At 42.8% G+C, this 12,985-nt stretch carries 7 protein-coding genes and 1 tRNA gene; 6 read left to right on the top strand and 2 right to left on the bottom strand.

Annotated features, from left to right (window positions below; genetic code table 11):
* Positions 1 to 80 precede the first annotated feature (80 nt).
* A tRNA-Ser gene (locus J8Z24_RS10375) sits at positions 81 to 171 on the top strand.
* A gap of 285 nt (positions 172 to 456) precedes the next feature.
* Here the strand turns inward: J8Z24_RS10375 and J8Z24_RS10370 are convergent.
* A complete protein-coding gene (locus J8Z24_RS10370; RefSeq protein ID WP_125252830.1) occupies positions 457 to 627 on the bottom strand; it encodes a DUF2986 domain-containing protein in 171 nt (56 codons plus the stop codon).
* A gap of 443 nt (positions 628 to 1,070) precedes the next feature.
* Positions 1,071 to 1,655, bottom strand: a complete 585-nt coding sequence (locus J8Z24_RS10365) for a TetR/AcrR family transcriptional regulator (RefSeq protein ID WP_176033272.1) — start codon at positions 1,653 to 1,655, stop codon at positions 1,071 to 1,073.
* Between the two features lie 155 nt (positions 1,656 to 1,810).
* Between J8Z24_RS10365 and J8Z24_RS10360 the strand changes: the two genes are divergently transcribed.
* From J8Z24_RS10360 to recD, 5 genes are all read left to right on the top strand, one after another.
* Positions 1,811 to 2,851 carry an alkene reductase gene (locus J8Z24_RS10360; protein ID WP_147390382.1) on the top strand — a complete coding sequence of 347 codons (1,041 nt, stop codon included), beginning with the start codon at positions 1,811 to 1,813 and terminating at the stop codon, positions 2,849 to 2,851.
* A gap of 305 nt (positions 2,852 to 3,156) precedes the next feature.
* Positions 3,157 to 4,182 carry a GGDEF domain-containing protein gene (locus J8Z24_RS10355; protein WP_125252888.1) on the top strand — a complete coding sequence of 342 codons (1,026 nt, stop codon included), beginning with the start codon at positions 3,157 to 3,159 and terminating at the stop codon, positions 4,180 to 4,182.
* 132 nt (positions 4,183 to 4,314) lie between these two features.
* A complete protein-coding gene (gene recC / locus J8Z24_RS10350; RefSeq protein ID WP_252094638.1) occupies positions 4,315 to 7,575 on the top strand; it encodes an exodeoxyribonuclease V subunit gamma in 3,261 nt (1,086 codons plus the stop codon).
* Positions 7,562 to 11,098: an exodeoxyribonuclease V subunit beta gene (gene recB / locus J8Z24_RS10345; protein WP_252094637.1), complete on the top strand. Its 3,537-nt coding sequence runs from the start codon at positions 7,562 to 7,564 to the stop codon at positions 11,096 to 11,098. The genes recC and recB overlap by 14 nt, the downstream gene beginning before the upstream one ends.
* Entirely contained in the window at positions 11,095 to 12,984 is a 1,890-nt protein-coding gene (gene recD, locus J8Z24_RS10340; protein ID WP_252094636.1) for an exodeoxyribonuclease V subunit alpha, read from the top strand. The genes recB and recD overlap by 4 nt, the downstream gene beginning before the upstream one ends.
* The last annotated feature ends 1 nt before the right edge of the window (position 12,985 follow it).

The following is a 12,985-nucleotide window of genomic DNA, read 5'->3' as shown; positions in this document are numbered from 1 at the left end:
TAGCCAGATAAATTCAAAAAGCAAAAAACTACTTGATAAAGTGCGAGGCTTTTCATAGTATTAGCCCCGCAATTCAGTGCGGAGAGATGGCTGAGTGGCTGAAGGCGCACGACTGGAACTCGTGTATACGTTTGTAGCGTATCGAGGGTTCGAATCCCTCTCTCTCCGCCATTCTTCCTGATTAGAACCAATCACTTATATCACTTACACTCTTTTTTAGTCGCAAAAGTTTAAAACTGAGTTTTAATCACCAACGATGATACTTTCTCAAATTCAATGCGTGCTCCTGCATGTCGACTAGACAAGATTTTCTCGCCTCAAAATAGACCACTTAATTAAGAAAATTGGTATTACAGGCACCGAACAAAGGTATTTTGGAAAAGTTGTGTGTTTAATGCTCCGGCTCTCAGAGCGTTAGCATAATCTGTTAGACCAACTGATATAAAACTGGAGCAATTAATGCTCGCCCTCGTCACTATTTGATGCTTCATTGGCATCTTGTTGGGCTGCAATCTTCTCACGTTCAGCTTTTGAGATGTAGCGTGGCTTATTGCTTTTATGAAGTTTAGCATTTGCACGCTTGTCTTTTTTCTTTAGTGTTTCGTAAATTTTCTTTTTGCGATTCATGTTCGAAGCTCATGGTAAATGAAAGACTATTTTACCTCAGAGTAAGTCGGTTCAACAATGGTAAATGTAATGCCACTCTTATCAGTGCTGTGGATAATTAATACTATTAAAAGGAGAGGTGACAAAATTTCCCGCTTAATATTAGCAAACAGCGACTAGCACCAATTAATTTTAATAATTGCTCAATTTGAAGGCGTAAATCTGACGATAACAGCGTTAAAAACTTCTTATTTACAACAAGTAAATAAGGAGTTTTTTCTGCCCACATGGGTATAGTGAGCTCAGCGTCAGCAGGGGGGGCGGAGTTAGCGGCAAGGTTTTCTCGCCTTCAAAATAGACAGCGTAACAAAGATAACTAGTATAAAAATCGTATTATACAGAGCCTTTAGTCAAATTGCTGATAATGGATATTGGCACGGTGGTGCATCAGCTTGGTCTACTTATCAAGGGGTAAGGGAAGCGGCTAAGGTTTGATCAGCGAGAGCTTGCAATTCAGCGCTGTTACATTGGGTTGCAGAGTATGTTCGAATACCGTAAACACACATAATAAAAAATCGTGCTTTGTTCGTTGCAGCTTCCTCACTCATGACTTCGCTATCAGGCCATGGAGTCAAAAACTGCTGTTTTATCAACGATTCAAAGTGTTGCAAGTGGGTGCTTAGTGCACTTTGGATCTCTTTATCCTGTTCACCAATTTCATTAAGCGTTTTAGTCAATAAGCACACTTTTTTTGACTCGTCGCCAACACACTCATTGGTTAGATCTTGCAAAAAACGCTCAAGTGCACAGCGAAGGCTTGTACTGTTTTCAAATAGTTGCTGATAATGCGCTCGTCTATCTGCCTGATATTGTTCTATTGCAGCAAGTAACAACCCCTTTTTGTTTTTAAATGCACAGTAAATAGAGCCAGGGTGTAGCCCAGTGACTTCAGTCAGTTTGGGCATACTGGTTTTGTTGTAACCGTATGTCATAAATGCTTGCATTGCATTTCTTAATACGGATTCTCTATTAAACTCTGCTGTTCTCATTGCATACCTATGGCTATCAACTACAAATTCCGCCGCCATTATAACAAATGTCATTGGGTTTGATGGTAGCAATAAAAATAAAAGAAAGGAAATTACTTGAATAATGATTCAAGAATACATATCTTGAATGTATATTCAAAAAAGGAGATCCCCAAATGACCCAAGTACTTTTTGAGACGCTAACTCTCAACGACAGCATCACATTGAACAATCGCATTTTAATGGCACCTCTAACGCGTTGTATGGCTGATGATGAACTCGTGCCAACAGCCGATATGGTGAAATATTACGCCAAGCGTGCAGGAGCTGGTTTGATCATTAGCGAAGCGACGATTATTCGCCCTGATGGCCAAGGTTACCCGAATACTCCTGGGCTGTTCACTCAAGCGCAAATTGCGGGCTGGAAAAAAGTAACAGAAGCTGTGCATGCTGAAGGGGGTAAAATGTTTGCGCAGTTATGGCATGTGGGGCGCGTTGCGCATCCGCATTTTTTTGATGGAGAAGTACTAGCCCCTTCTGCAATTGGTATTGAAGGCTCTGTTCCTAGAATGCGTGAGCTGACTTATCAAACTCCAAAAGCGGCAACAAAAGCAGACATTAAGCAGTTAGTTGATGATTATGCAAAGGCGGCAGAGAATGCCATTGAAGCGGGTTTTGATGGCGTTGAAATCCATGGTGCTAATGGGTATTTGATTGATCAGTTTCTACACTATGCAGCAAACCAGCGTTCAGATGAGTACGGTGAAACACCAGCAAATATGAGCCGTTTTGCACTGGAAGTAACAGATGCTGTGATTGAGCGCATTGGTTCGCACAGAGTTGCTTTACGAGTGTCACCTGGTGCCTACTTTAATATGGAGGGCGATAAAAGAGACAGAGCCGTTTTCGATTACTTAATCACCGAATTGAACGCTCGTAATCTTGCTTATTTACATCTTGGTATTTTTGATGACGCTATGGAGTTTGACTATTTAGACGGACGTGCATCTGCTTATTTACGCAAAGTATACGATGGAACTCTTGTAGGAGTCGGCAGTTATACAGCGGAAACTGGTGCTAAAGCAATTGAAAACGACCAATTTGACTTGTTAGCAATTGGCCGACCTTTTATTGCAAATGGAGACTATGTTGAAAAGGTAAGAGCAGGAGAAGTACTCGTGGAATATAACGAGTCTATGTTGGCGTCACTAGAATAAAGAGGCGACGATTTTCGTCAATAAAAAGGAATCAACTCTAAAAATGTCGAACCCTTACGTTTGGCATTTTTTTATTTGTGGCATAAGCTTAACGCATATCCGACATGCTATCACTTATGGTATTAAATATAGGAGCTCTGTTTTTTTGAGTGAGGTAGGCTGTTAACTCAATATTTTGCTAATCATTATTCAACTGCTTAGAGCTTTATTATTAACATTGGTACGAATAAAGGCGTATTTTTCGGTTTATTTGTTCACCAGTTATGTAATAATACGCAAGCAGAGTAGTTGTGAGTGCGCCAAACATGCAAGAAGATTTACTTAATTCAGTTATCAAAATCACCAAAACGCGAGATGTTGATTCTCTCGAATATAGCTTGGTATCAACCATTCAAGAGTTTATAGGGTGTGAAGAGGTCGCTGTTTTTAAAGACCTACTTGTACCTGGTGAGATAACAATAGAAAGAAGCTTATTGCTGAGAAAGCTCTCTGATAAAGAGTTTGATTGGGAAGAAAGAAGCTTGATAAAAGAGCCTGATAAAGAGCTTATTTCTTGTTTGCAGTCAGCATGTATTATCACAGTGCAGGCAAAGGACGGTACCGAGCGTCGCTGGGTGCCTATTAGTCTGCTCGATAAGCCCGTCGGTGCCATTGCCGTAGTGAGTAACGGTCTGTCGAGTTCTGATCAGGTTCTATTGAATGCGTTTTGCCGTATTTTCGAAAACTACCTCACTATTCTTCATGAAAACGAGAGAGACAAGCTGACAGGTCTACTCAATCGTCAAACCTTTGAAAAGCGCTTAAAGCAGCTCATTGAAAAGCAAGTTATAAAGCAGCATAAAACCGTATGGCATGGTGACGTGCGCTCAATTCATAAAGGGGCGACATCTTGGCTTGCGATAATGGACATTGACCACTTTAAAAAAGTGAATGATAACTACGGTCATGTATGCGGAGATGAAGTCTTACTTTTGCTTGCTCAGCGTATGCGCCAGTTTTTTCGCTCTACTGATTTACTTTTTCGTTTCGGCGGTGAAGAGTTTGTGCTGGTATTTGAACCGACCGATTATGACTCGATAAAAGCGAAAATGGACGAGTTTATGGATCTTGTCAGAAGTACACATTTTCCGTTCGTGAAAAAGCTAACAGTAAGCGTTGGCATGTCTCGAATAAGCCCTTATGACTTTCCCATTACGGTCTTAGAAAATGCGGATAAAGCATTATATTACGCTAAAGAAAATGGGCGTGACATGCTATGTTTTTATGAAGCACTTCTTTCAGAGCATAAAATAGAAATACCAGAAGGTAACACGGATATTGATCTGTTCTAGTGACTCTTAATAGTGTAAAGCATTGAGTATGTCGTTTTTATATGCACCTAACAGCCTAAAAGTTGCTATTACTACCGCTCACAGGGAGATTCAGATACACTTAACCTAGCGTTAAACTGCATGGCAGACAACATGTTACACATCATTCAATCAAACCGAATGGAAATCTTGCAGGCGCAACTCTGCACGTTGATAAAATCCGCTCCGCTTACCAATCCTTTTGCCAAAGAAACTGTATTGGTACAGTCTCCGGGTATGTCCGAGTGGTTAAAACTTGGTATGAGTCAGCACTTGGGGATCAGCGCACAAGTAGATTTTCCTTTACCCTCCAGTTTTATTTGGAAGTTATATCAACGTTTTATCGACGATGTGCCAAGTGAGTCCGCGTTTAATAAAGGTAACATGGCTTGGAAGCTTTTTACGATATTACCTACTTGCATTGACAACCCAAATTACGTTGCGTTAAAACGCTATTTGGGGGAAGACCCTTCAGGAATCAAACTATTTGCGTTATGCGAAAAAATTGCTGACGTATTTGACCAATATTTGATGTACAGACCTGAGTGGATAGAGCTTTGGGAACAAGGTCACGATAGTCTCCTAGACGTTGATGTGGCTGCTATTGCACCTTGGCAGCCAGATCTTTGGCGGCGCTTGGTAAATCACGTGACTAAGCTTGAGCAAAGCCCATATCATCGCGCTAACATGCATGAGCAATTGTTACAGGCATTGGATCACACTGAAGCAGAGCAACTCCCAGAGCGGATCTGTATTTTTGGACTGTCGGCCATTGCGACAAGCCAGCTAGAGATCTTCCAAGCGCTTGGTAAGAAAACCAATGTATTTTTGTTTTTTTTCAATCCCAGTGAACATTATTGGGGGGATTTGGTTGATGAAAAAACACAGGCCAAAGTTGCAGCAAAATATGCCAAAATGCCTGAGCTTGAAGCGAAAGATGGTGAGTATTATTACATTGGTAATCCGCTATTGTCGTCGTGGGGGAAACTGGGGCGAGATTACTTTGAACAGCTACTACAGTTAGACGCGAGTTGGATTGATGGCTTTGATTGTGAATTCAACGATCATCTGTTGGGTCTGGTACAGCGAGAAATTTACCAATTGGCATTTAAGGGTGAATCATTAACTGCCGATCCAAACTGGTTTGTCTCTGAAGAAGGCAAATTACCAATTCCAGCGCATGACCGCACTTTAGTATTTCAAGATTGCCATACTCCACTGCGTGAAGTGGAACGGTTACATGATTATTTACTGAATCTTTTTGAGCAACACCCAACACTTACCCCCAAAGATGTAATCGTAATGATGCCTGATGTTGGTGCCTACTCACCCTTCATTAAAGCTGTTTTTGATAGTACGGATGAAGCAATTCGCATTCCATACGCGATCTCGGATTTAGCGATTGAACAAGAGCGACCTATACTTACATCCTTTGTTACTTTAACCGACCTACCTCATAATCGCTTTTGTGTGTCTGACATTTTAGATTTGTTGGGGGTGGCACCGATTGCGGAGCAGTTTGACCTAGAAGCACATGAATTTGACTTGATCCGCTATTGGCTTGAGCAGGTGAACGTAAAGTGGGGCTTGAACGAGCAGCATAAGTATGAGTATGGGCTGCCTAAAATATCGTTAAACACATGGCAACATGGTCTAAACAGATTGCTTTTAGGTGTTGCGACTAACGACGAGCTTACCTCGTTTGCGTCAATTTACCCAGCTGATGAAGTTGAAGGCATGTCGGTGGCTGTGCTAAACAAGCTGATCGGTTTTATTGATGCTTTGATATGGTTGAAGCAAGCCCTGAGTAAGGAGCAGACGTTAGCGCATTTTGCCACCATTTTGCGTCAAGCAATGGCACTATTTTATTTTGCTGATTCAGAGCAGAGTTGGGATTTGCTCAAGCTTGAACAGATCATCGAAAATATTGAAAAGCATTATGAGAATGGTGATATTCAAGAGCCTGTGTCGGCAAAGATATTGGCTTACTTGGTCAAACAAGGTGTAAAAGAGAAGGGAGTAGGACAACGCTTCTTAGCTGGCGCTATTAATTTTTGTACACTGATGCCGATGCGGGCAATTCCATTTAAAGTGGTTTGCATGCTTGGCTTAAATGATGCGGACTATCCCCGCACGGTGCAGCCCATAGGCTTTGATTTAGTTGCTCATTCAACACGAAGAAAAGGTGACCGCTCGCGAAAGTTAGATGACAGATATCTATTTTTGGAGGCGCTACTAAGTGCTAGAGAAAATCTCTATATCAGTTATATCGGTCGGTCATGCTTCAATAATGAAGTGCAAGTGCCCTCAGTATTGGTCAGTGAATTGGCTGAGTATCTGGCGCGTAGCTTTTATTTTGAGGATACGTCTGAGCAGCCTGTCGTATCTAGATTAACGCAACAGCTGCCATTGCAACCATTCAATCCCGAACATTTTAAAGCCGGTTCGCTGCAAAGTTATAATAAAACCTGGTTATGGCAACATACAGCGATTGAAAATAAGACTGAGGACGCGCCGCTTGAGGTGCCGCTGGATACCGAAATTGAGTTTAGTGATTTGCTACGCGGAGTCTGCGAACCACAAAAGTTATTTTATCAGCAATCTCTTGGTGTAAAACTAAAGCCCATAGAGGCACTTGCTCCAGACGAGGAACCATTTGCATTAAATGCCTTGGAGCGCTATCAATATCTGGATGAAGTTCTTGAAGCACAACTGCGACAAAAACCTCTCAATATTGAGCAAATTTTGCAGCGGGGGTCATTACCACAAGCGAACATAGGTAAACTTCAGTTAGATGGGCTTTTGATGCGTATTGAGCCTATGACGAGAGTACTGACTCCTTTACTCTGTGAAGCTAAAGAGCCCATTGAGCTCAAGTTGCACCTCGATAGTCATATTGTAGTGGGATGGCTCGATAGTTTATATGAAAATCGCCAAGTGTATTACCGCAGCGCCAGTATTAAGGCTAAAGATTTGATTAAGGGCTTTCTAAACCACTGTGCTGCTTGTGCGATAGGGCAGGAAGTGACGACTTATATTGTGGGTCTAGATCAGAGCATTAAATTTGCTGTGCAGGGACAGCAGCAATCACTTGAATATCTACAACAGTGGCTAGCGTTTTATAAACAAGCGCTCAGCGAACCAATTCCTTTTTTTGCAAATACCAGCATGGAGTTTGCCAAAACACAAGACCTCAAAAAAGCAGCGAGTAAATTTAAGCCGCAATATATTGGTCGTGGCGAGGGGGAGGATCCCTATGTACAGCTTTGCTTTAATGATCTCTCTACTCATGAGTTGCGCTTTTGTGAACTAAGCCTCGCTCTACTTGAGCCGATATTAAAGACTGCAACGGAGGTGGCTCATGGAAATACTTAATCCCGTCACTATGCAGCTGAGTGGGTTAAACCTTATTGAAGCCAGTGCCGGCACAGGAAAGACTTATACTATCACGGGCCTTTATCTGCGCTACTTACTTGGTTTGCGCACACCGGGTGAGCAAAGCACTCCATTAAGTGTTGAACAAATTCTTGTGGTTACTTTCACTGAAGCCGCGACGCAAGAGATCAAAGACAGAGTGCGCAAACGTATCATCCAGGCCAGAGATGTATTGCTTGGTGAAATAGTTAACGATGATTTGATAGCCGCAATTTTAGCTCAAGTTACAGATAAAAAGCGAGCTTTTGATCTACTCGATGCGGCGGCTAAATCGATGGATGAAGCCGCGATTTTCACCATTCACGGCTTTTGTCAAAGAATGTTAAAGCAACATGCTTTTGAGTCTAAAGTGGCATTTAACCTTGAGTTTATTCTTGATGAAAGTGAACTTATTGAAGCTGCAATGGCAGATCATTGGCGGCGTTTTGTTTACCCTCTAGACGAAGAAAAGACCCAAGCGGTGGTCGAACAATTTGCTACGCCTTATGCACTTGCCAAGCAAGTCAAGCCACTACTTAGCAAAGAAAACGCTGATATTAAACCTGCGATGTCGTTAGATGCGGTGTTTGCCGCGCGCGAAAAGTATCAAACGCTAGCGCTTTGGTTAAAGGCTGAGATAGTCAAAGCGGATTATCTTAACGTACTTAAAAATGCAGGTTTGGCAGGTAATCGTGCGCCTGGCCGAAAGGCAAATTTACAAGCCCTTGAAGACTATGTAAATAGTGAACAGTGGTGGTTTGAGTTTGGTTCTAGCAATCACTCCTTTGGTTTGTGGGGCAGCGAAAGCTTAGCTGATCCTAAACAGTATAAAAAGAATACTACACCTTTGCAGCATGAACTCATTCGCCATTTTGATACCTTAGCTGAATTACATCATTTAGTGAGTAGTGGTCTCAATATTGCCTTGGTGCGCCAAGCAGTAACTGAGGTTAGTGCATTGCTACGTGCACACAAAGAAGAATATGGACTAATTTCTCCTGACGATTTATTGAAACAGTTACATCAAGCATTGCTAGGTGATAGCGGTGAAGCTCTGGGTGAGAAGATAGCGCTGCAATATCCTGTTGCTATGATCGATGAGTTCCAAGACACCGATCCTGTGCAGTACGGTATTTTTAGTGAAATTTACAAGCGTGAGCAGACCGCTCTGACAATGATTGGCGATCCAAAGCAAGCAATTTATGGTTTTCGAGGGGCAGATATTTTCACCTACATTGGCGCTAAAAAAGGGATTGCAAGTCACAACCAATTTACGCTAGCCACCAATTATCGCTCTGACAGTGATGTTGTGGCTGCGGTAAACACTATTTTCACGCGTCACCCAAACAGCTTTATCTATAACCAAGACATCCCCTTTATTGAAGTCAGTGCTAAAGGCAAAGCGCAGGATGCACGCTTTACCATTAACGGTGAAAAACACACCGCCTTGTGTTTTAGTGCACTGCCCAATGGCGATGAAGCTCTCAATAAAAGCGCAGCACAAGCGGGGTTGAGCCAAGCGTTTGCTGCGAAAGTTGCAGCCTTGATAGAAAAAGGACAAGCAGGGCTTGCTAAAATTGGTGAAGAGCCAGTGGTACCTGCCGATATTTGTATTTTGGTACGTGACCGTATTGAAGCCAGTTTAATGAAACGTGCTTTAAACCAGCGTGGTGTTGCCAGTGTTTATCTTGCCAGAGATAGTGTGTTTAGCCAGCCGTTAGCTACTGCCTTGTATCAGTTATTAGAAGTGCTGCATGGTAGCTATGATGAGGCTGCCCTTAGAGGTGTGCTTGCTGGGCCTTTGTTTAACCTTGAGCATCGTGCATTATTTGAATTGCAATTTAACGAACAAGAGTGGCAGCATTATTTGCAGCTATTTAGTGAGTTAACTCAGTTGTGGTATCGCTCTGGTGCGATGGCGATGTTAGAGCACCTGCTTTGCGTATGTGAGCTTCCTGTTGTTTGGCGGCAAAAGGGGATTGAAGTTGAGCGTTGGCTCACAGACTTTCGCCACTTGGCAGAGCTGTTACAGCATAAGCAGCTGGAGTTGGATGGCAGCGGTCGAGTGTTACGCTGGTTCTTATCACAATTGAATAATGCGCAAAGTGATAGCAGTCAAATTCGACTAGAGAGCGATGCTAACTTAGTCAAGATAGTGACGATGCACGCTTCAAAAGGGCTGGAATATCCTCTTGTTTTTATGCCGTTTGCGCTGGGCTATCGAGAATCAGATACCTGTGTGTACCATCAAGAAGGAAAGCTCGTTGTTGACCTTGATGCGGGTGAGGAAGCGAAAGAAAGTGCTGAACAAGAGCGCTTAGCTGAGGATATTCGTTTACTCTACGTCGCGCTCACCCGAGCAGTGCATTACTGTGAATTGGGTCTATACGACATACAGCAAGGCAGAAGTAAAAAATCGGCGCTTCATAAAACTGCGCTGGGCTTTGTGTTATTTGGCGCGCAGACGTTTGATACGGAAAATGAATGGCAAAGAGAATTATCACAGCTTTGTGATACACACACAGCAATGGCCTTCACTTTGGTAGAGCACGCGCAATACCCCAATCAAATTATTACCACCTCGGCAAATGAAGCGCCACCGCGACTGACTGCCAAAGTATTTACCGGTAGCATAGAAAGGCACTGGCGTACTACCAGCTTTAGTCAGCTTAGTTATCATACCCACCATGGTGATAAACCCGCTGGCGCAGTAGATGAAAACCATTTACTCGATTTACCCGAGCAGCGCCAAGAAAGGGAAAAGAATGCCTATACTTTTCCAAAAGGGGCAAAACCTGGAAGCTGCTTGCACGAAATTTTTGAGCTGATTGATTTTACAGCACCGCATGTGCCACAAGGGGACGACAAACTCACGCTCACAGAGGCGGTAGCCAAATCGTTGGACAAATATGGTATTGCCGATGACTGGCAAACTCCTGCAGAGCAGTGGATAGCTAGTAGCTTAGCTACGCCACTACTTCCTCATACTGAACTACAACTTGCTCAGCTTAAACCAGAACATTGTATCGTTGAAATGGAATTCTATTTGCCTTTAAAGCCTCTCAGTGCCATGAAACTTAACAAGATCTTGAGTGATATTACCGGGCAAAAGTCATTTTTAAACTTTGATGATGTAAAAGGCATGCTAAAAGGCTTTATTGATTTGATATTTCAATGGCAAGGGCAATTCTTTATTCTCGATTATAAATCGAACTATTTAGGTGATAGTTCAGACGATTATCAACATGATAACTTAAGTGCGGCGATGTCCTCTCATCAATACCATCTACAATATATGATTTATACCGTTGCGCTGCACCGATTATTAAAGCAACGCCTACCTGACTACCAAGTGCAGCAGCATCTAGGTGGGAACTATTATCTGTTTTTGCGCGCGCTTCCAGATAACCAAGGTATTTTCTTTAATCAATTGAGTGTAGAGCAAGTGTTACAATTGGATGCGTTGTTTGAGGAGTCGGTATGAGTCAATTAAGTATGGACTTTGATGCCTTTGACCATGATAGTTTTATCTCTCTATTAGTAGAGCATAAACGTATAGGAAAAGCCGATTTAGCGCTGGCTAAGTTATTGAATGAACAGCGCCTAGATGATTATTTATATGTCTTTTTGTTGTTGTTAATTGCGCACTCACGCCAGCATAGTTGTTTAGCGCTCGAAGAGATTAATTGGCAAGACCCGTTTGAGCTGAACTATCTTGTTGAAGATGCCAGCCAAGCATTGTCACCTTTTATAAATACGACCATGACAGTACAGGCGCTCTTGCAACACCCGGCTATTGGTGAGGATAAACCGCTCAGGCTTTACGGCAGTAAGCTTTATTTGGCTCGTTTAGCTAATTACGAAGCGAAACTCGCCGGTTATTTTGAGACACTAGCAAGAGCTCAGGTTACATTAGATGAAGAAAAACTCAGCAGCTTGTTAGACTTCTATTTTCCACCGCAACAGGGAACAGAAGAGCTTGACTGGCAAAAAGTGGCTTGTACGCTGGCAGTTGTAAAGCGCTTTTGTGTGATCACGGGTGGTCCCGGAACTGGCAAAACGACCACAGTCACTAAGCTATTAGCGATTTTGCAGTCACTGTATGCACGTGCACCCCTCACGATTAAACTCGTCGCACCAACGGGTAAAGCTGCGGCTAGGCTAAGCGAGTCTATTATTGGTGCAAAAGCCAGACTTACCTTACCTTCTGATTTAGCCGAACTACTTCCAGAGCAAGCGCAAACTGTTCACCGTCTGCTCGGTGTGATCCCGAATAGTTTGCACTACCGTCACAATCAAGATAATCCATTACACTTGGATGTACTTATTGTTGATGAAGCCTCTATGGTTGACTTGTCTTTAATGGCAAAGCTGGTGGATGCGTTACCAAAACATGCTCGGTTGATCCTACTTGGCGATAAAGACCAGTTGGCATCGGTGGATACAGGCAATGTACTTAGTGATTTATGTGAGAATTTAACGCTGGGGCAAGTGCCAAACTATAGCCATGAACTAAGCACTAAATTGACCAGCTTAAGTAGGCAAGCGTTACCAAAAGGCAGTCATGAACCTGCCCAATTTATGCTTGAGGACAATCTCGCATTTTTACAAAAAAGCCACCGTTTCGATAGTAATAGTGGTATTGGCCAACTGGCATATGCGGTAAATAGCAACAATAAACGAAAATTAGACGCAGTGATTAAGCAAGGCTTTGCTGATCTGCAACTACATGAACTCAATAGCGATGCTTATAATGCGCTTATTGTTCGTGTAGCAGCACATTATAAACGTTATCTTGAGGCAATTAATAGTGCACAAAGCGAAGCGTATATACACAGTGAATTTGCCAGTTATCAACTGCTCGCCGCTGTACGCGAAGGGCCATATGGCGTTAACGAACTAAATCGCCGAATTGAACTTAAGCTCGCTCAAATGGGACTTATCCAGCCTACAGGTCGTTTTTATGTTGGTATGCCGATTATGATCACGCAAAATGATTATCAGCTGAAACTTTTTAATGGAGATATCGGCATTATTCTGCGAGATGAGCAAGGAGACTTACAGGCCTCTTTTATAGATGAACAAGGTAACGTGAGGCGCTTTTACCCTGCGAGATTACCGAGCTTTGACCGAGTTTATGTAATGACAATACACAAGTCTCAAGGATCGGAGTTCGCCCATACCGCGATGATCTTGCCTCCAATCCAACGCGCTCAGCAGGGCATTAATCGGCAGCTCATTTACACCGGTATTACTCGAGCTAAAAAACACTTTGAATTAGTTGCACAATATAAGGTTTTACTCAGTGGCATGAACCGCAGTGTGAGTCGCAGTAGTGGCCTTCGGGAGCGACTCTCGTTTACGGAATGAG

The sequence above is a fragment of the Pseudoalteromonas sp. SCSIO 43201 genome, assembly GCF_023716725.1.
GTDB classification, from domain to species: Bacteria; Pseudomonadota; Gammaproteobacteria; order Enterobacterales; family Alteromonadaceae; genus Pseudoalteromonas; species Pseudoalteromonas peptidolytica.
Note: the sequence above shows the minus strand (reverse complement) of the source record. Positions and strands in the feature narration are given on the sequence as shown.